This is a genomic window from Polaromonas sp. YR568, assembly GCF_943369675.1.
Classification (GTDB): Bacteria; Pseudomonadota; Gammaproteobacteria; order Burkholderiales; family Burkholderiaceae_C; genus Polaromonas.
This window is the reverse complement of the sequence record NZ_CALROB020000004.1, coordinates 77609-96668: the sequence shown is the minus strand read 5'-3', so window position 1 is coordinate 96668 and position 19060 is coordinate 77609. Positions and strand designations below refer to the sequence as shown.

Here is a 19060-nt window from a genome sequence, read left to right as displayed (position 1 = left end):
GCGCGATGAGAGTCATTTTCCGCGCGGATGCCTCGCTGGACATCGGCACCGGCCACGTCATGCGTTGCCTGACGCTGGCGGACGCCTTGCGTGTGCAAGGAGCGCAGTGCGTTTTCGTGTGCCGGGAGCATCCGGGGAATTTGCTCGACCTGATCCAGGCTCGCGGCCATGCGACCCACACGTTGCCACTTGTTGCCGAAGTGGGCCGGAGCGTCAGTGCCACGGGCTATGGTGGCTGGCTGGGCGCCGACTGGGCCACGGATGCAGAGCAAACCGTGGCGGCAATAGGAGGGCCTGCAGTCGATTGGCTAATCGTCGATCACTACGCGCTAGATGCGCGCTGGGAAAAATTGGCGGGCACTGCAAGTCGGCATCTGATGGTTATTGACGATCTTGCAAATAGAAGCCATGACTGCGATTTATTGCTAGACCAAAACCTCAATCGTCAGATTGACGATTACGCGGGCCTAATACCTCTGCATAGCAAGATTTTTATAGGCCCGATGTTTGCTCTCTTGCGAGAGAGATTTACGTCACTGCGTGACTACAGTATCGGACGGCGCGAACAGCACAAGCTGGCGCATATATTAGTCAGCATGGGCGGGGTAGATAAAGACAATCTTACCGGCAAAGTGTTAAATGCGCTAAGTCATCTTCCACTGCCTTCGACTTGCCAGATTACCGTTGTGCTTGGAGCAAATGCACCTTGGATATCTACAGTCCAATTGCAAGCGGCAGATATGCCTGCAACCGAAGTTTTGATTAACGTTCAAGACATGGCCCAGCTTATGGCTGACAGTGACTTGGCTATTGGGGCTGCAGGCAGCAGCGCATGGGAAAGATGTTGTCTGGGGTTGCCCACGCTAATGTTGGTCATGGCAGAGAATCAGCGCGAAGCAGCAACTTCGATTGAGAGCGCGGGTGCGGCCTTCGCCATCGACTCAGGGGAGAACTTGCAAAGTGAATTGAGTTCGCAAATTGCGGCGCTGATCAAGGACAAAAATCTGATGAAAAATTTGACAAATAATGCGCTAAACGTAACCTCCGGACACGGATGCGCGATTATGGTCAAAGCACTTATGGAATATCAAAAATGAAGAGTATGGGCCTATTGCGAGCGATCGCAGAAGAAGAGGTTGGCCTCATGCTTGCCTGGCGAAATGCTCCAAGTGTGCGCGCCAATATGTACACGCAACATGAAATTGGTGAAGAAGAGCATCGTCGTTGGTGGGGTGATGTTTCGAAATCAAAAAACCAAAGTTATTTCATGTACGAATTCCACGGCATACCAAGAGGTGTGGTTTCGTTTAGTCTCATCGACGCATTCAACCAGAACGCATTCTGGGCTTTTTACGCCGCGCCGGACTCAGAGAAGGGCACCGGCGGGAGAATGGAGTACTTGGCCTTGGAGTACGCATTTCGAGAGCTTTCACTACATAAATTGCAATGCGAGGTTCTGGCCTTCAATTCCGCGGTGATCAAGATGCACATGAAATTTGGATTTAAATCTGAAGGTGTATTTAGAGAACAGCAAAAAATTGGAGATAGCTTTATATCCGTTCATCGTCTTGGATTGCTTAGATCTGAATGGCTAGAGGCGCAGCCGAAGATGGAGGCCAAAATATCGGCCCTCAACCGAGAAATCACATGATCCAACAAATTGCTATTGATGGCCGTAAGATTGGCGCGGAATATCCCCCTTTCATCATTGCCGAGATGTCGGCCAATCACAACGGCAATCTCGACACCGCATTGCGCATCATCGAGGCCGCCAAGAAGGCCGGCGCCGATGCGGTCAAGCTGCAGACCTATACGCCCGATACCATCACCCTGGACAGCGATGCCCCCGAGTTCCACATAAGGGGTGGGTTATGGGACGGACGCACCCTGTACGACCTGTACCGCGAGGCGCATATGCCTTGGGACTGGCATGCGCCCCTGTTCGCGCACGCCAGAAAAGTCGGTATCACCATCTTCAGTTCGCCGTTCGACACTACCGCCGTCGACCTGCTGGAGGACATGAATGCGCCCGCCTACAAGATCGCTTCGTTCGAGGCTGTCGATCTGCCCTTGATCAAGTATGTCGCCGGTACCGGAAAGCCGATGATCATCTCGACCGGCATGGCGGATGCGGAAGAGATAGGCGAAGCGATAGAGGCCGCACGTGCCGGCGGCTGCCGTGAGCTGGCCATTCTTCATTGCGTCAGCGGCTATCCGGCTCCTGCCGCCGATTACAACCTTGCGACGCTCCCCGAAATGCAGCGGCGCTTCGGACTGGTCACCGGCCTGTCGGACCATACGCTGGACAATACGACTGCGATTTCCAGTGTGGCGCTGGGCGCGTCCATCATCGAGAAGCACTTCACGCTGGATCGCAGCGGCGGCGGGCCGGATGACAGCTTTTCCCTTGAACCGGGCGAACTCGCTGCACTGTGCAAAGATGCGCGCACCGCCTGGAGCGCCCTTGGCAAGGTGGACTTCGGGCGCAAGTCGAGCGAGCAGGGCAATGCGCAGTTCAGGCGCTCCCTGTATTTCGTCAAGGACCTTAAAGCCGGAGACTTGATCACCAGCGATGCGATTCGCAGCGTCAGACCCGGCTTCGGCCTCGCGCCGAAACATCTGGATGACGTGGTCGGCCGTTACCTGGGCAGTGATGTGGCGTTCGGCACTGCCGTGACCTGGGACCATCTGAAGGGGCGCTGAAGTCGCCTCCACCGCATAAGGTTTATTGAAAGAATCCGCATGAGAATCGTTGCAACCATTGAAGCACGCATGACCTCCAGCCGACTGCCGGGCAAACCGCTGCTGACTGCCGCGGGTGCGCCCATGCTTGAGCATCTGGTGCGCAGATTGAAGGCCGTGCCTTCGATCGATGCGATCGTCCTGGCAACGACGGTCAATGCCGCCGACGCGCCGCTGGTTGAACTCGCCGGGCGTCTCGGCATCTCCGTATTTCGGGGGGACGAGCAGGACGTGATGCAGCGCGTCATCGATGCCGCCGACTCGGCCGGTGCCGATGTGGTGGTCGAGATCACGGGGGATTGCCCGATCATCGACCCCGAACTCATCGAGCAGACCATCCGGATGTTCAAGGCCCATCACGCGGACTATGTGAGCAATGCCCATGTGCGAAGCTATCCCGACGGCATGGATACCCAGGTGTTCACGTTGGATACACTCAAGCGGTCAGCGCAGATGACAGACGATCCGCTCGATCATGAACATGTGACGCTGCATATCCGGAATCACCCGGAAATGTTTACACAACTGCATCTGGTCGCGCCGCCCGAGACTCACTGGCCCGAGCTGGGCCTCACGCTCGACGAGCGCAGCGATTACGAGCTACTCAAGAAAATCATCGAACATTTCGATGCGCACAATCCCTTGTTCTCCTGCCTCGATGCGGTACGCTTTCTGCGCCAATTCCCCGAGTTTGCCGAGATCAACAAGGACGTCGCGCGCAAGGGCAATACTTGATGGAACACGTTGCAGTCGTCGGCCATGATGCGGGAGGCGCCGAAATCCTGAGCAGCTGGCTGAATCGCGCGCGTTGCAGTTCCAGCGTTGTCGTTGCCGGGCCTGCTGCGGCGATATTCAGGCGGAAATGTCCCGAGGCCGAATACCTGAGCCTGGATGAGGCACTGGACAAATGCACCTGGGTGCTGTGTGGCACCGGCTGGCAGAGCAGTTTTGAGCGCGAAGCGATTGTGCTTGGCCGGGCAAGGGGAAAGAAAACGGTGGCTTTCCTGGATCACTGGGGCAACTATCGTGAACGTTTCCAGGAGGCCGGACAAAGCGTGTTGCCCGACGAGATATGGGTTGGCGACGAAGATGCGGAGCGCATTGCCCGTCCCCTCTTCCCGGAAATTCCAGTCGTGTTGCAGGCGAATCCGTATGTCGAGGATTTGCTGGCGCAGATCGCCTCGATGAGCGCCGGTAGATCCTCTCCATCGGCGACGAGTGTCTTGTATGTCTGCGAACCTGTTGCCGATCATGCCCTCGCGCAATATGGCGATGAGCGCCACTGGGGCTATACCGAACACGACGCGCTGCGCTTCTTCCTGGAGAACATCGATCGGCTGGGGCAGAAGATCGATGCCATCCACATTCGTCCCCATCCATCGGAGCAGGCGGATAAATACCATTGGGCTCGCGATTTCACGGCGCTGCCGATCAAATTCGGCGGGCAGCGGACCTTGCTTGAGGAGACCATCGAGTCCGACATCGTCGTCGGCTGTGAATCGATGGCGATGGTGGTCGGCCTGTTGGCCGGGAAACGCGTGATCAGCACCATTCCCCCGGCTGGCCGGCCTTGCCAGTTACCCCAGGGCGGGATCGAGCATATGCAAAGGCTGGCCGCAGGGGCCGCGTACCATGTCTGAGTCTTGCGTCATCATCGGTCTCGGCCAGATCGGGGTGGGATACGACCTCGACCTTCCGGCCGACGCCGCCGTTTACACGCATGCCCGCGCGATTGTTGCGCATCCCGCATTTCATCTTGTGGGCGGTGTGGATGTGTCGCCCGAGCAGCGCGCCCGCTTTGAGCAACACTATGCCGTGCCCGCTTTTGATTCTGTCGAGTCCGCACTGCGGCTGCTACAGCCGGATGTGGTGGTGATCGCGACGTCTTCCGCATCCCATGGCGCCATCCTCGCCGAAGTCGTCAGGACCTGCCGGCCCAAACTGATAGTGTGTGAGAAACCCCTGGCATACCAATTGGAGGAGGCCCGGGCCATGGTGCGGATATGCGAAGACGCCGGAATTGGCCTCTTCGTGAACTACATTCGCAGGACCGACCCTGGCGTGATCGAGATCAAGCGGCGGATCGAAAGCGGTGAGATCAGCACTCCGGTCAAGGGAAATGCCTGGTATTCGAAAGGAATACTGAACAACGGCTCGCACTTTCTCAATCTGCTCGAATTCTGGCTGGGCGATATAACAAGTACCACGGTCATAGATTCCGGCCGCCTTTGGGATGATCACGACCCTGAGCCCGACGTGGAAGTCCGTTTCGAGCGCGGTGCCGTGGTTTTCCGCGCGGCCTGGGAGGAAGCCTTTTCCTATTACGGCGTGGAATTGCTGAGCCATTCCGGGCGCCTGAGGTATGAGCGGGGCGGCGAGCTAATCGAGTGGCAGGCAGTGTATTCCGACCCGCGCTTCAAGGGCTATAAAATCCTGGGTGGCGAACGGGAAGAGATTGCCAATGGCATGGCGATCTACCAATGGCACGTTTACGACCAGATCCGCGACTATTTTGCCGGCAAGGCCACCGCGCTATGCACCGGGCTACAGGCCTTGAAGACGCTTGAAGCAATCGAATTGATCATTAAACAGAGAAAATCATGAGCACAGAAAAACTGGCGCTGTTCGGCGGGCCCAAGGCAATCACCGAACCCTTCCAACGATACAACTCGCTCGGCAAGGAAGAGGTCGAAGCGGCCCGCCGCGTGGTCGAGAGTGGCAATCTGTCTCAATTCCTGGGGTGCTGGGAGCCTGACTTTTTCGGCGGCCCCAAGGTCCGGGAATTCGAAAAGCAATGCGCCGAGTATTTCGGCGTGAAACACGCCATCACGGTCAATTCCGCGACTTCCGGCCTCATCGCCGCAATCGGCGCGGTCGGTATCGAGCCGGGCGACGAAGTGATTGTGCCGCCCTGGACGATGTGCGCGAGCGCCACCGCAATCCTGCACTGGAATGCCATCCCCGTTTTTGCCGATATCGACCCGGTGACCTTCTGCCTCGATCCCGCGTCGGTAGAGGCCAACATCACCCCCTATACAAAAGCCATCATGGCGGTCGATATCTTTGGCCACTCGGCGGATATGGATGCGCTGATGGCAATTGCCGAGAACCATGGGTTGAAGGTCATCTCGGACACTGCGCAAGCGCCTGGCGCCCTCTACAAGGGCAAGCTGGCGGGTACGTTGGCGCATGTGGGCAGTTATAGCCTGAACTACCACAAGCACATCCATACCGGCGAAGGCGGCATCCTGGTCACGAATGACGATGCGATTGCCGAAAAGCTGCAATTGATCCGCAACCATGCCGAGGCAGTCGTCGCCGACAAGGGCGTGACCGATCTGCGCAACATGCTTGGCTACAATTTTCGCCTCGGTGAAATCGAGTGCGCCATCGGCATCGAGCAACTCAAGAAGCTCAAAGGTTTTGTCGCCAGCCGGCAGCATGCCGCCGCAGGGCTGGCCGCGGGCCTGGCGGGCCTGGCCGGGCTGCGGACACCGGTTGTCCAGCCCGACTGCACGCATGTTTATTACGGCTACCCCATGCTTCTGGACGTGGCGCAACTCGGCGTGTCGCGTGCGCGCATCATTGAGGCGCTGGAGGCCGAGGGGCTGGTAGGGCTGGGGGGCGGCTACGCAAACGTGCATCTGCTGCCCATGTACCAGCAAAAGATCGCCTACGGCTCGTCGGGCTTTCCGTGGTCGTCCGATATCTGCCGCCGTGACGTGAGCTATGCGAAGGGCATCTGCCCCGTTGCGGAGGCGCTGCACGACACGACTTACCTCGGCTTCGAAATGTGCCTGCACCAGCTTACGGATCCGGAAGTGGAGGCGATGGTGCGGGCATTCAGGAAGGTCTGGGCCAATCTGGATGCACTCAGGTCCGCACTCCCCACCGACAGGGGCCATTGAGTTGATCGACGGTTTCGTCAGTCTGTCGGGACGCAAGGTGTTGCTGCGTCCCTTCGAGCAATCGGACATTACGCCCGAGTACGTCGCGTGGCTGAACGATCCCGAGACCGTGAGATACAGCAATCAGCGATTCATCGTGCACACGGAATCATCGTGCCGTGCATACCGGGAAAGCTTCCTGAATACGCCCAATCTGTTCCTGAGCGTGAGAACGCAAGGTGAGGACCTCGCCATCGGCACCATGACGGCGTATGTCTCCCCGCAGCACGGGGTTGCCGATATCGGCATCATGATAGGGCGCAAATCGGCCCGGGGGCAGGGCACCGGCCAGGATGCCTGGAATACGCTGGTGAGCTGGTTCATCGATGAGCGCCGGATCCGCAAGGTGGCGGCGGGCGCGATGGGCAGCAACAAGGCGATGATCAGGGTAATGGAGCGGTCGGGCATGCACTGCGAGGCAGTGCGCCCGAGGCACGAGCTGCTGGACGGCGAGCCCCAGGACCTGCATTTCTACGGCAAATATGCGCAGGCGGCCGATTGAGCGCGCTGATGGTTGAGGAAGAGGGACGCATGAAGGTTTTGAAGTCTATCTATTCGTGGTTAAGGCAGCGGATTCCGGAAGTCTATTTCCGGATTCGGCATGCCGGTTCGATATTCTCGAAGCGGTTCTTCACGCTGTCTGTCTCCGGCCATATCGAACTGGAGAGCGACTTTGGCCTGGATGAGAGCAAGGCAATAGACCGGGGCAATAAAGCGCCGGACGGGCGCTATTACAGCAGGTACCACACCGTCGACTGGGCCGGCCTGCCGCCCTCTATCAAACAGGCGATCAGGAATTACGACAGCGTGCTGAGGATGTTCCTCGGCGATGGATACCTCGTCAACGACGGGCTGGTGTGGCGCAACTACGCGATTCCGGAGGCGTATCGCAACACCGAACTGTTCAGCCAGAACTGGCACTACGACAAGGTGGTCGATTTCAGGAATGTCCAGCTCTTCGTGCTGGTGAGCGATGTGTCGGTCGACGACGGCCCATTCGAGTTCGTCGCCAACCCGGACGAGCATAAGCTCCTGCCATCGGTCATGGATAGAAACAACAAGGATTTAAACCTGATCGCGCGCAAGCTCACGGGCAAGCGCGGCGACACGCTGCTTTTTTCAACCGGTTCGACGCCGCATCGCGCGGGTATTCCGGCTGAAGGCCGGTATCGGGATATCTTCAGCATCGCCTTCTTTCCCGCTTACACCAACATTGGGCAAAGTTCGATTGCCCTGCTTGCGGGGCCGGATTGAAACGGCGTGACATCGCGCTCCGAAAATGCAGTCCGCAACGGTCATGACATGAGCGAAATCCTGCTTATAGAACCCTATGCATTCTTGTCGAATGAATACAGGGGCAATAACAAATACGCCATCTATGCGGAAAAGTCGATCGCCTATTGGGCGGAGGATACGCGCCTGACCGTGGCCATCGCCTATCCCGACGCGATTCCCGCCGACCTGGACATCGATGACATAAAAGCCAAAATCCACTGGACCATGCCGTTGTGGTTCCGGTGGATGGGACAAGCCGACAGATACGAGGATTTTCAGCACTCCTGCCTGTTGTTCGTCGTCTGCCTTGCGCAGGAGATGCGAGCGCTCGGGGTGAAGTCCGTGGTCTTCTTCACGGGGGTCGCCCATCACATTGAGTATTCCCTGATCGAGGCCGCTTGCCAGATTGCAGGGGCGCAGCAGATCTATCTATATCCGATGCCTTTTTGCGCATCGCCGAGCCGTTTGCTGCCTGTGGTGCAACACGCTTCGATCCGGGACCGGAGCATTCTGGCGCTGAAGGTTTCGGACAAGCAGGTTCGGGACGAGGTGATAGCCTACCGGGACAACCATCTTGCCGCCAAGCCACCGCAGCTGAACGAAAAGATCGACAGGACGGCGACAAGCTACGGTTATGCGCTTGCACGTGTCGCGATTTTCGGCGCCAAGGCCATCGCGAAAGTGATCTTGAGAAGACATGCCGGCGTCGTCCGGCATCCGATCGATGAGCGCAAAGACTACGATGCCTTGTCAATACTGAGAATCGTCCAGCACCAGAAGCGCGCGCTCGACTACTACCTCTCGGGCATGCTGGACGAGGCTGCGGTCGACCGCCTGATCGAAGTGGAAGGGGCGCTGCCCATCCTGTACGCCCACTATCAACCGGAGGCCTCGACCTTTCCGGAGGGGGGCGACTATCCGACCCATCTGGATGTGGTCATTGCCATCCGGAAACTGGGCTATCGTGGGAAAATCCTGTACAAGGAGCATCCCGGCAGCTGGATTTACTATTCCGGTATCGTTGGTTTCTCCAGGGTGGGGCTGTGCCGGTCAATCGAGTATTTCAGGCAGCTTGCGGCCCTGGGTTGCGTCTTCGTGCCGCCGACCTACAAATTGAGCGAGGCCCGGAGCCGGAAGCTGTTTCCGATCACGGTGACGGGCTCCATCGGGATAGAACGCAGCATGGTCGGACTCGCCACCTGTTGTGCGGGGCTCCCCTGGTTCAGGGGGGCGCCGGGAATTTACGATCTTGCCGGGACTTTCGGCGAAGACGGCGTCTTTTACGACCGGCAGCGCTGGCAGTTCGAGCCGATGGAAGGCGTGGAGTGGTTTGACCGGGCCCTGTCTATGAAGACGATCAACAACTACCCGGGCATAGGCACCGGCGTTTCATCGGGTTCGGCGACGGACAAGGCCGAGTTTTTGGGCGAGTTCGGCGAATTGATGAGACAGCTGGACAACCACGTCGCGGCACAGTGATGAGTTACCTTGCAAAAATAAGAAGAAGGTTGTTGGCCGAAACCGGGTCTGTATGGTTTCGCCTCGCGCACGGCTTGATGCGTGGAAAGATAAGGTCGGACTTTCCGTCGATCGCCAGGTGCCGCTTCGGGATCAACACGGTTTTTCGCGGTGCGCTCGCTTTGAGCAATAGCGTATTGATCATGGGCGATCAATGCGCCGTGGCCAACTCGGCGGAACTTGGCGCAGGTGAAAACGGCGTGATCGAGATCGGGGATGGTGTGTCGATCGGCCCCAGAAGCATGATCTCCACGAGCGGCGGGACGGTGAAAATCGGCAGCCGGACATCATTTTTTTCCGACTGCCTTGTGTCCGGCGAGGTCGCCATTGGCGAAGACTGCCTGTTTGCCAACAACGTCACGGTTCTGAGCGGTACGCATCAGATACGCGGCGGCGGCACCATACGTGAAAACGATGCGGCATTCATGAGGTCTCCGGATTACCGTCCGTGCGACCCCATTACCATCGGCGCCGACTCGTGGCTGGGAGCGAATTCGGTGATTCTTCCCGGCGTCAGCCTGGGCAGGGGTACCGTCGTCGGGGCCAACGCCGTGGTGACGAAAAGCTTCCCCGACTACTCGATCCTGGGCGGAGTGCCTGCCAGGATCATCGGGTCCCGGCTTGCCGAGACCTGAGTACCGGCCTGGTTGTCGCCAGGCACGTCGCACTCAACATGCATTGATTGGATCACCAAAGTGAATTTAATTTCCAGAGTCCGCGCCAAAATCAAATCGATCGGTGACCGTAAGCAACAGGCGCGTTACGGCGGTCAGCGCCCCGTCTATCCGAAGAGCGGAGATGGCGGCTTGAAGATACATCTGGGTGCGGGGCCCATCAATATCCAGGGTTGGGTCAGCATCGATGCGCGCCAGGCGCCGCATATCCATTTGAGGTCGGAAGGGTTCGCCCTCAACGAGTTTGCGGATGGCGCCATCAGCGAGATCTACATGTGCCATGTGCTCGAGCATTTTTCGTTCGAGGAAATCGGCGAGATTCTCCGCAATTTCCGCAAGAAGCTGAAAGTCGGCGGCGTGCTGCGGCTGTCCGTGCCCGACTTCGACCGCCTGGTGACCGTCTACCAAGCCAACGGCAACAACCTCGAACTGATCAAGTTCGCCTTGATGGGCGGGCAGGACTACGAGCACAACTTTCACAAGTCGGTGTTCAACCACGCGGCGCTGGCCGGCCTGCTGGCGTCATGCGGGTTCGAACATGCGACGGAATGGAGTACCCTGGAAGAGTTCGGCGCGCACCTCGGTGACTGGTCGGAAACAGGTTTCCAGACCCCCAAGGGAGAGTTCCCCATCAGTCTGAACATGAAGGCGATCAAGGCGCAGGCCTGAGCACGCCAAGCGCGATGCGAAACGTCGATCTACCCAATTCATGCACATAGAAAATCAATCCATCTGCATCGTGGCATCCACGCTGCCCGTCGGCTTCATCGCGGCGCAGATGGATACTTTGAAGGTCAAAAAGATCTATGTGCTGAGCAAGGCGCACGAGCTGTCCTATCAGAGCTTCACGAAAAAGAATCCGCAAGTCGGGATCGTCCGTGTCCCTTCCGGCCTGGTACTGCAATCGCTCTATTTCCTGTTGGTCCTGTTGAAGGCGCGCGCAAGCGGTACGCAGGTCGTTTTTTTTCACGAATGCTGCCTGCCCATACTCGACCTGCTGCTGACGGTCATCAAGCCGCGTGGCTACTACTTTCCGCAGGTGACCATGTCGGGCTTCCAGGAAATCGAGCCAGCGGCGTTCCCGAGAACCAGGCTGTACCGGCTGCTCGGCTTGCTGGGTGTCGTCGACCGCTTCAGGTTCTATCGTTCGCCGGCGGTGGGCGACAACGAGAGTGAATACGTGATGTCGATCCGCGGCTACCCCAGCTCGATAACGAGCAAGGACGTGGGTTTTTCGCGGGAGGTGGTGTCCAGGTGTTATTCGTGCAGCGGCCAGAAAACCAATAAAATCCTTTTTGTTGCAGGGAAAAGTTTTGTTTCCGATGCAAGCCAATCTACACTGTTCCGATCCCTGATTGACGCCGCCCATGGCCGAGGCTACGTGTGCCACGTCAAGGATCACCCCAACCCGGTTTATCGCCTGAATTTGCAGGTCGACGGCGCGGTTGTCATTGACCCCTTGTTGCCCGTCGAATTGATGGACAAGGACTATCATCTCGCCGTCGGGGTTTCATCGTCGGCGCTGCTGGGTTTCAATGAGCGCGCAGTCAGCCTGGTCCATATGTTCGACGACATGTCGCCGGACGACAAACGCTTGTGCGTCCAGCATTTCGAAGAGGCCTTCCCCGGCAACAAAATCAACTATGTCCGCTCCCTGGTGGAGTTTGGAAAACTGTTATGAGAGCCTGACAATGAATGCAGTTCTGGTTACCGGCGCCGACGGCTTTATCGGCTCCCATCTTGTGGAGCGCCTGGTGCAACTGGGCTACAAGGTCCGCGCCTTCGTCCATTACAACTCCTTCAACTCGTGGGGCTGGCTGGACCAGTGCCCGGCCGAGATGAAGGGGCAGTTCGAGGTTTTTTCCGGCGATATCCGCGACCCGCATGGCGTCAAGACCGCGATGCAGGGCTGTGACGCGGTGCTGCACCTGGCCGCCCTCATCGCCATCCCGTATTCCTATCACTCGCCCGACACCTATGTCGACACCAACATCAAGGGCACCTTGAACGTCCTGCAGGCGGCGCGCGAGCTGGGCATCAAGCGGCTGGTCCATACCTCGACCAGCGAGGTCTATGGCACCGCGCGCTTTGTCCCGATCACCGAAGCGCACCCGCTGCAGGGGCAGTCTCCTTACTCGGCGAGCAAGATCGCCGCCGACCAGATGGCGTATTCTTTCTACGCCTCGTTCGGATTGCCTGTCGTCATCGCCCGTCCATTCAATACCTATGGTCCGCGCCAGTCCGCGCGCGCGGTGATCCCAACCATCATTGCGCAGATCGCCAACGGCAAGAAGCAGATCAGTCTGGGCGCTGTATCCCCGACCCGCGACTTCAATTTCGTACAGGACACGGTGAACGGTTTCATCGCTGCCCTGGAGTCCGATCGCGGCATAGGCGAAGTCGTCAATTTCGGCAGCAACTTCGAAGTGTCGATCGGCGACACGGCCCGGCTGATCGCGGAGGCGATGAACGCGGAGGTGGAGATCGTCACGGATGAGAACCGCCTGCGTCCCGCCAATTCCGAAGTCGAGCGGCTGTGGGCTGACAACACCAAGGCGCTGGAATTGTTCGGATGGGCGCCGGCCTATGGCGGCCGCGACGGACTCAAGCGCGGGCTCGCCGAAACGGCGGCATGGTTTCTGCGCCCCGAGAACCTACGCGGTTACAAGGCCGACATTTACAACATCTGATCATTCCCACCAAAATGCAGACACCACACGATATCCCCGCGCAGGTAGTGCAGGCCCTCACGCAGGTGTGCGGCGCGGGCCCGGTCGCCTTGCACGAGCCCCGTTTCGGCGGCCAGGAGTGGACCTATCTCAAGGACTGCCTGGACTCTACCTTTGTCTCATCCGTCGGCGCCTATGTCGACCGTTTCGAGGCGGACCTGGCCAAGTTCACCGGCGCGAAACACGCCGTCGCCGTTGTCAACGGCACCGCCGCCTTGCATGTCGCGTTGCTGCTGGCTGGGGTCGTGCCCGGCGACGAGGTGCTGATCCCCGCGCTGACTTTCATCGCGACGGCTAATGCCGTGCGCTATTGCGGCGCCACGCCACACTTCGTGGACAGCAACATGGAGACCCTCGGTCTCGACCCGGCAGCCCTTCGCGAGTGGCTCAAGCATTGCAGTGAACAGCGCGGGGGCGTCTGCGTGAACAAGCAGACCGGGCGCCCGATCCGTGCCCTGCTGCCCATGCATACCTTGGGGCACCCGTGCGACCTGGCCGGCCTGCTGGCGGTGGCCGGTGAGTTCGGCCTTGCACTGGTCGAGGATGCCGCCGAGTCGCTGGGCAGTTACTACCAGGGTCGCCATACCGGAACCAGCGGCTTGGTTGGAACCCTGAGCTTCAACGGCAACAAGACCATCACCACCGGCGGCGGCGGCGCCATCCTGACCAACGACACGGCCCTGGCGCGTCGTGCGAAGCATGTGACCACTACCGCGAAACGCCCCCATAGCTGGGCGTTTGAGCACGACGAGGTTGGCTACAATTACCGCATGCCGAACATCAATGCCGCCCTCGGCTGCGCCCAGCTGGAGCAATTGCCCGGATTTCTGCAGTCGAAGCGCCGTCTCTATGCCAGGTACCTGGCCGCCTTCGCGGCGACGCCCGAGATCAGCCTGGTGGCCGAGCCCGCCGGCTGCGAAAGCAATTACTGGCTGCAGGCCATCCTGCTGAGCGAGGATGTCGCCGGGCAGCGCGACGAGGTACTGAAAGCAACCAACGATGCCGGGCTGATGACGCGGCCGGTCTGGACCTTGCTGCATCGCCTGACCCCCTATCTCGATGCCCCGCGCGCGCCTCTACCCATCGCCGAGTCACTCGAGCGTCGCCTGATCAACATTCCCAGCAGCGCGGGTTTGGCGTGAAGCCCCTGCTGCTCATCGGCGGCGGCGGCCACTGCCGCTCCTGCATCGATGTGATCGAGAGCCAGGGCCAATACACGGTTGCCGGCATCGTCGACTTCAACGAAACGGATGCGGCGGCCCGCCTGGGCTATCCCTGGTTGGGAAGAGATGACGACTTGCCGGACCTGCTCAAGAAATACCCGTCGGCGCTGGTCACGGTGGGGCAAGTCAAAAGCCCGGATACCCGAATCGCCCTGTTTGAAAAATTGCAAGCCCTGGGCGCTGATTTCCCCACTATCGTCTCGCCGCTCGCACATGTTTCGCGCCATGCCGTGGTGCTGCCGGGTACGATCGTCATGCATGGTGCGATAATCAATGCCCGCGCCAAGGTTGGCGCAAACTGCATCATCAATTCCCAGGCCTTGGTTGAGCACGATTCGGTCGTGGCAGCGCATTGCCATATCTCCACTGGCGCCAGGCTGAACGGGGATGTGCATATCGAAACGGGCTCGTTTATTGGCAGCGGTGCGGTCGTCCACCACGGCGTGCGGATCGCCAGCCGTTGCGTCGTCGGCGCAGGCGCCATAGTGGCGAAAAACTTGACCGAAGGTACTGTCTTTCGGGGTACGCGATGAAGAGTGCTCGCACGTTGATTATTGCCGAAGCCGGGGTAAACCATAACGGCGATATCGCCATGGCCAAGCGTCTCATCGAGGTTGCGGCCGAGGCGGGCGCCGACATGGTCAAGTTCCAGACCTTTTCTGCCGATCGTCTCGCCACCGGCACCGCCGGCAAAGCCGAATACCAGGCCCAATCCACCAGCGCGTCCGAGTCGCAGCACGCCATGCTGAGCCGCCTCGAGCTGAGCGCCGAAATGCACGCAGTGCTGGTCGAACATTGCCGCCAGCACGGCATCGCCTTCTTCAGCACCGGCTTCGATGTCCAGAGCCTGGATTTTCTGGTCGGACTGGGGCTTGACCGGATCAAGATCCCTTCCGGCGAAATCACCAACCTGCCCTATCTGCGCCATGCGGGCGGGCTGGGCAAGCCCTTGATCCTTTCTACGGGCATGGCCTCGCTGGGCGAGATCGAAGGCGCGCTGGCCGTGTTCGAGGCCGCCGGCGTCACTCGCGACCAGGTGACCGTGCTCCACTGCAATACCGAATATCCCACGCCCATGTCCGACGTGAACCTGCGTGCCATGCAGAACATCGGCAAGGCGTTCGACGTCGCCGTCGGCTACTCCGACCATACGCAGGGCATCGAGGTCGCGATTGCCGCGGTTGCCCTGGGCGCTTCTGTGATCGAAAAACATTTCACCCTGGATCGCAGCCTGCCCGGCCCCGATCACGGCGCGAGCCTGGAGCCTGATGAACTCAAGGCGATGGTGAGGGCTATCCGCAATATCGAAGCCGCCATGGGTGACGGCGTCAAGCGTGCCAGCCCCAGCGAAACCAAGAACAAGCCGATTGCCAGAAAGTCCCTGGTCGCCAATGCGCCGATCCGCGCGGGCGAAAAGTTCACGGCCGAAAACATCACCGCCAAGCGCCCTGGCACGGGCATATCGCCGATGCGCTGGGATGAGGTCATCGGTCGCATGGCATCACGCGACTTTGCCGCCGACGAGTTGATTTCACTGTGAAAACGATTTGCGTCGTCACCGGCACCCGGGCCGAATATGGCCTGCTGCGCTGGCTCATGGAAGGCATCCGGCAGTCGCCGAAGCTCGCGCTGCAGGTGATCGCCACCGGTGCGCACCTGTCGCCGGAGTTCGGCCTCACGTATCGCGATATCGAGGCGGATGGTTTCGTCATCGATCGCAAGGTCGAAATGCTGCTCAGTTCGGATACGCCATCCGGTGTGACCAAATCCATGGGTGTGGCGATGATCGGTTTTGCCGATGCATTCGCCGAACTTCGCCCCGATATGGTGTTGGTGCTGGGCGACCGGTACGAGATATTTTCCGCCGCCGCCGCGGCGACGATTGCACGCATTCCGGTCGCGCACCTGCATGGCGGAGAGACGACCGAAGGCGCTTTCGACGAGGCCTTGCGCCACTCCATCACCAAGATGGCTTACCTGCATTTCGTCGCGGCCGAAGCGTACCGCCGCCGCGTCATTCAATTGGGCGAGGATCCCGCTCGCGTCTTCCTGGTGGGTGGCCTGGGCATCGACAATATGCTCAAGCTGGATCTCCTCGATCGCGGGGCGCTGGAGGTGGCGCTGGATTTCAAGCTGGGCCCGAAAAACCTGCTCGTCACCTTCCACCCGGCGACGCTGGAGCCGGGCGCGGCGGCCGGGCAGATGGACGAACTGCTGGCCGCGCTGGATACCTTGCAAGACACTCACCTCATCTTCACCATGCCCAATGCCGATACGGAAGGGCGGGCCTTGAGCCGGCAGTTGGAGGCCTACGCCGCCGGCAGGCCGAATGCGAAGGTCTATGCCTCGCTCGGGCAGCTGCGTTACCTGTCGGCCATCGCCCATGTCGATGCCGTGGTCGGCAATTCCTCGAGCGGGCTCGCGGAAGTCCCCAGCTTCAGGAAGGCGACCATCAATATCGGCGACCGCCAGAAAGGCCGCCTCAAGGCGCAGAGCGTGATCGATTGCGCGCCGGACCGGGAAGGCATCAAGGCGGCGCTGGCGGAAGCTTATTCCGCAAATTTTCAGGCAAGTCTGGGGCAGGTAGTGAGTCCCTATGGAGATGGCGGCGCCAGCCAGAAAATCCTGCATACCCTGGAGAATCACGATTTTTCGGGTTCCCTCAAGAAAACATTCCATGACTTACCCGGCATTGAAGCGGCAGGACCACCATGAGCGCCTCCATTGAACTCTGGCGCCAAGGCATCCTGCCCCTCAGTGCGAATATCCAGCAGGCGATCCTGAATCTCGACGAGGTCGCGATCAAGATCGTGCTGATCGTCAACGAGAGCGGACGGCTGGAAGGCACGATCTCTGATGGCGATATCCGCCGCGGCCTGCTCAGGGGGCTGGATATGAGCAGCCCCTTGTCGGAGATTGTCCATCGCAACGCCCTGGTCGTGCCTCCGGGCTTGGGGCGGGACACTGTTTTGCAACTGATGACGGCCAACAAGATCCAGCAGATTCCCATCGTCGACGACGATCAACGTGTAGTCGGGCTGCATCTCTGGGATGAGGTCACAACTCCGGCCGCGCGTTCCAACCTGATGGTGATCATGGCAGGGGGCAAGGGAACGCGCCTGATGCCGCATACGGAAAACTGTCCCAAGCCCTTGGTGCCGGTGGCCGGCAAGCCCATGCTGGAACACATCATCGAGCGGGCCAAGTCGGAAGGCTTCAACCATTTCGTCCTGGCCATCCATTACCTGGGCCACATGATCGAGGACTATTTCGGCAACGGTGAAGAACTCGGCGTGACCATCGATTACCTGCGCGAGCCTGCGCCGTTGGGCACGGCCGGCGCGCTCGGCCTGCTCAACCCGCGGCCCGATGCGCCCTTTGTGGTGACCAACGGCGACGTGATCACCGACATCCGCTACGGCGAACTGCTCGATTTTCACAACCGCTATTCGGCAGCGGCGACCATGGCTGTGAGGCTGCATGAATGGCAGCATCCGTTTGGCGTTGTGCAGACGAACGGCATCGACATCGTCGGCTTCGAGGAAAAACCGGTTGCGCGCAGCCACATCAATGCGGGCGTGTATGCCCTCATGCCTGAAGCCCTCGACTGTCTTGTGCCTGAGGTGCCATGCGACATGCCCACATTATTCGAACGTCTGCAGGGTAAAACCATGCGCACGGTGGCCTACCCGATGCACGAGCCGTGGCTGGATGTGGGTAGGCCCGACGATTTGAAGTTTGCAGCAGATTCCATTAGCAATAGTTTGGTGAAAGAGTTGAAGCCATGAAGAGAGATTTAATCAAGCAATACAATTTGCCGCCCGAAATCAGGTTCTGCAAGAAATGCACGGTTTCCAACCAGCGTCCGCGCATCACCTTCGATGAACATGGCGTCTGTTCCGCTTGCAATTACGCCGAGTACAAACGCACGCAGATCGATTGGGCGCAGCGTGAGAAGGAACTGGTTGAGCTGTGTGACCGGTATCGCAAGAGCAATGGCGAATACGATGTCGTTGTGCCATGCAGCGGCGGCAAGGACGGCAGCTTTGTGGCTCACCAGTTGAAGTTCAAATACGGCATGAATCCATTGGCGGTGACATGGGCGCCGTTAAAGGCAACCGCCATCGGGCGCCAGAATCTTGATGCATTCATTGCCTCCGGGTTTAACCATATCCTGGGCACGCCGAACCCCCAGGTAACCAAGAAGCTCACGCACTTGTCGTTCAAGCATCTGGGTGACCCGTTTCAGCCGTTCATCTACGGGCAAACCAATTTCCCGCTGCACATGGCGGTCAAACACAACATCCAGCTCATCATGTATGGCGAGAATGGTGAGATCGAGTACGGCGGCGACATGAAGAACGCCTTCCGGCCGACGCGCGACATCCAGGATCACGACAAGCATTACTTCTCGGGCTTGCCGCCGGAATTCTGGGCGGAGCATGGCGTCTCCTTGGCGGATTTGTATCCCTTCATGGCGCCCAGCTATGAGGACACCAAGAAGAACAAGACCGAAATACATTTTCTGGGCTATTACAAATTCTGGGATCCGCAGGAGAACTACTACTACTGCAGGGAACATACTGGGTTTACACCCAACACAGAACGTTCGGAGGGTACGTACTCGAAGTACGCAAGCCTGGATGACCAGATTGACGGATTTCACTACTACCTGTCGTACATCAAGTTTGGTATTGGCCGCACCACCTCCGATGCGGCCCATGAGATTCGTGACGGGAAGATCACGCGGGAAGAGGGCGTCGCGTTGGTCAAGCGCTATGACCACGAGTTTCCGAGGAAGTATTACAAGGAATTTCTGGAGTTTTGTTCGATTACCGATGCTGAAGTGCACGAGGTCATCGACAGCTGGCGCTCGGATCACATCTGGCATCAACAGGATGGTGAGTGGAAGCTGCGCCATGCGGTTTGGCACGAAGGTGCTGAATAAGTGC

At 59.1% G+C, this 19060-nt stretch carries 20 protein-coding genes; all 20 read left to right on the top strand.

Annotation, left to right across the window (positions count from 1 at the left end):
* The first annotated feature begins 5 nt into the window (after positions 1–5).
* The gene (gene pseG / locus ACLV8F_RS03200; protein ID WP_411882799.1) at positions 6–1097 is read left to right on the top strand and encodes a UDP-2,4-diacetamido-2,4,6-trideoxy-beta-L-altropyranose hydrolase; all 1092 of its coding nucleotides are present in this window, start codon (positions 6–8) and stop codon (positions 1095–1097) included.
* Positions 1094–1651 (top strand): UDP-4-amino-4,6-dideoxy-N-acetyl-beta-L-altrosamine N-acetyltransferase, encoded by a 558-nt coding sequence (gene pseH / locus ACLV8F_RS03195; RefSeq protein ID WP_411882798.1) that lies wholly within the window; start codon positions 1094–1096, stop codon positions 1649–1651. Before pseG ends, pseH begins: the two co-directional genes overlap by 4 nt.
* Complete coding sequence (gene pseI / locus ACLV8F_RS03190; protein WP_411882797.1) at positions 1648–2703, top strand: pseudaminic acid synthase; 1056 nt, start codon at positions 1648–1650, stop codon at positions 2701–2703. The genes pseH and pseI overlap by 4 nt, the downstream gene beginning before the upstream one ends.
* Positions 2704–2742: 39 nt before the next feature.
* Positions 2743–3477, top strand: coding sequence for a cytidylyltransferase domain-containing protein (locus ACLV8F_RS03185; RefSeq protein ID WP_411882796.1), 735 nt, complete (start codon positions 2743–2745; stop codon positions 3475–3477).
* Positions 3477–4382: a hypothetical protein gene (locus ACLV8F_RS03180; protein ID WP_411882795.1), complete on the top strand. Its 906-nt coding sequence runs from the start codon at positions 3477–3479 to the stop codon at positions 4380–4382. Before ACLV8F_RS03185 ends, ACLV8F_RS03180 begins: the two co-directional genes overlap by 1 nt.
* Positions 4375–5346: a Gfo/Idh/MocA family protein gene (locus tag ACLV8F_RS03175; RefSeq protein WP_411882794.1), complete on the top strand. Its 972-nt coding sequence runs from the start codon at positions 4375–4377 to the stop codon at positions 5344–5346. The genes ACLV8F_RS03180 and ACLV8F_RS03175 overlap by 8 nt, the downstream gene beginning before the upstream one ends.
* Positions 5343–6650, top strand: a complete 1308-nt coding sequence (locus tag ACLV8F_RS03170; protein WP_411882793.1) for a DegT/DnrJ/EryC1/StrS family aminotransferase — start codon at positions 5343–5345, stop codon at positions 6648–6650. Before ACLV8F_RS03175 ends, ACLV8F_RS03170 begins: the two co-directional genes overlap by 4 nt.
* A 1-nt stretch (position 6651) precedes the next feature.
* Positions 6652–7191 carry a GNAT family N-acetyltransferase gene (locus tag ACLV8F_RS03165; RefSeq protein WP_411882792.1) on the top strand — a complete coding sequence of 180 codons (540 nt, stop codon included), beginning with the start codon at positions 6652–6654 and terminating at the stop codon, positions 7189–7191.
* Positions 7188–7943, top strand: coding sequence for a hypothetical protein (locus tag ACLV8F_RS03160; protein ID WP_411882791.1), 756 nt, complete (start codon positions 7188–7190; stop codon positions 7941–7943). The genes ACLV8F_RS03165 and ACLV8F_RS03160 overlap by 4 nt, the downstream gene beginning before the upstream one ends.
* A gap of 48 nt (positions 7944–7991) precedes the next feature.
* Positions 7992–9443 carry a hypothetical protein gene (locus tag ACLV8F_RS03155; RefSeq protein ID WP_411882790.1) on the top strand — a complete coding sequence of 484 codons (1452 nt, stop codon included), beginning with the start codon at positions 7992–7994 and terminating at the stop codon, positions 9441–9443.
* Positions 9443–10117 (top strand): acyltransferase, encoded by a 675-nt coding sequence (locus ACLV8F_RS03150; RefSeq protein WP_411882789.1) that lies wholly within the window; start codon positions 9443–9445, stop codon positions 10115–10117. The genes ACLV8F_RS03155 and ACLV8F_RS03150 overlap by 1 nt, the downstream gene beginning before the upstream one ends.
* Before the next feature lie 60 nt (positions 10118–10177).
* Complete coding sequence (locus tag ACLV8F_RS03145) at positions 10178–10825, top strand: class I SAM-dependent methyltransferase (RefSeq protein WP_411882788.1); 648 nt, start codon at positions 10178–10180, stop codon at positions 10823–10825.
* A gap of 70 nt (positions 10826–10895) precedes the next feature.
* On the top strand, positions 10896–11837 hold the full coding sequence (locus tag ACLV8F_RS03140; RefSeq protein ID WP_411882787.1) for a hypothetical protein: 942 nt from the start codon (positions 10896–10898) through the stop codon (positions 11835–11837).
* A 10-nt stretch (positions 11838–11847) separates the two neighbouring features.
* On the top strand, positions 11848–12846 hold the full coding sequence (locus tag ACLV8F_RS03135) for an NAD-dependent 4,6-dehydratase LegB (RefSeq protein WP_411882786.1): 999 nt from the start codon (positions 11848–11850) through the stop codon (positions 12844–12846).
* A 14-nt stretch (positions 12847–12860) separates the two neighbouring features.
* Entirely contained in the window at positions 12861–14027 is a 1167-nt protein-coding gene (locus ACLV8F_RS03130; RefSeq protein ID WP_411882785.1) for a LegC family aminotransferase, read from the top strand.
* Positions 14024–14641, top strand: coding sequence for an acetyltransferase (locus ACLV8F_RS03125; RefSeq protein ID WP_411882784.1), 618 nt, complete (start codon positions 14024–14026; stop codon positions 14639–14641). Before ACLV8F_RS03130 ends, ACLV8F_RS03125 begins: the two co-directional genes overlap by 4 nt.
* 14 nt (positions 14642–14655) lie before the next feature.
* Entirely contained in the window at positions 14656–15648 is a 993-nt protein-coding gene (gene neuB / locus ACLV8F_RS03120) for an N-acetylneuraminate synthase (RefSeq protein WP_411882783.1), read from the top strand.
* Positions 15645–16823, top strand: a complete 1179-nt coding sequence (neuC, locus tag ACLV8F_RS03115) for a UDP-N-acetylglucosamine 2-epimerase (RefSeq protein ID WP_411882782.1) — start codon at positions 15645–15647, stop codon at positions 16821–16823. The genes neuB and neuC overlap by 4 nt, the downstream gene beginning before the upstream one ends.
* Positions 16820–17896: a nucleotidyltransferase family protein gene (locus ACLV8F_RS03110; protein ID WP_411882781.1), complete on the top strand. Its 1077-nt coding sequence runs from the start codon at positions 16820–16822 to the stop codon at positions 17894–17896. The genes neuC and ACLV8F_RS03110 overlap by 4 nt, the downstream gene beginning before the upstream one ends.
* Positions 17893–19056, top strand: coding sequence for an N-acetyl sugar amidotransferase (locus ACLV8F_RS03105; RefSeq protein WP_411882780.1), 1164 nt, complete (start codon positions 17893–17895; stop codon positions 19054–19056). The genes ACLV8F_RS03110 and ACLV8F_RS03105 overlap by 4 nt, the downstream gene beginning before the upstream one ends.
* Positions 19057–19060 lie beyond the last annotated feature (4 nt).

Coding starts and splice junctions, on each gene's coding strand:
- ACLV8F_RS03170 (WP_411882793.1), top strand. CDS start 5,343: ATGAGCACAGAAAAACTGGCGCTGTTCGGCGGGCCCAAGGCAATCACC.
- pseG (WP_411882799.1), top strand. CDS start 6: ATGAGAGTCATTTTCCGCGCGGATGCCTCGCTGGACATCGGCACCGGC.
- ACLV8F_RS03130 (WP_411882785.1), top strand. CDS start 12,861: ATGCAGACACCACACGATATCCCCGCGCAGGTAGTGCAGGCCCTCACG.
- ACLV8F_RS03185 (WP_411882796.1), top strand. CDS start 2,743: ATGAGAATCGTTGCAACCATTGAAGCACGCATGACCTCCAGCCGACTG.
- ACLV8F_RS03155 (WP_411882790.1), top strand. CDS start 7,992: ATGAGCGAAATCCTGCTTATAGAACCCTATGCATTCTTGTCGAATGAA.
- ACLV8F_RS03180 (WP_411882795.1), top strand. CDS start 3,477: ATGGAACACGTTGCAGTCGTCGGCCATGATGCGGGAGGCGCCGAAATC.
- pseI (WP_411882797.1), top strand. CDS start 1,648: ATGATCCAACAAATTGCTATTGATGGCCGTAAGATTGGCGCGGAATAT.
- pseH (WP_411882798.1), top strand. CDS start 1,094: ATGAAGAGTATGGGCCTATTGCGAGCGATCGCAGAAGAAGAGGTTGGC.
- ACLV8F_RS03110 (WP_411882781.1), top strand. CDS start 16,820: ATGAGCGCCTCCATTGAACTCTGGCGCCAAGGCATCCTGCCCCTCAGT.
- ACLV8F_RS03175 (WP_411882794.1), top strand. CDS start 4,375: ATGTCTGAGTCTTGCGTCATCATCGGTCTCGGCCAGATCGGGGTGGGA.
- ACLV8F_RS03105 (WP_411882780.1), top strand. CDS start 17,893: ATGAAGAGAGATTTAATCAAGCAATACAATTTGCCGCCCGAAATCAGG.
- ACLV8F_RS03135 (WP_411882786.1), top strand. CDS start 11,848: ATGAATGCAGTTCTGGTTACCGGCGCCGACGGCTTTATCGGCTCCCAT.
- ACLV8F_RS03150 (WP_411882789.1), top strand. CDS start 9,443: ATGAGTTACCTTGCAAAAATAAGAAGAAGGTTGTTGGCCGAAACCGGG.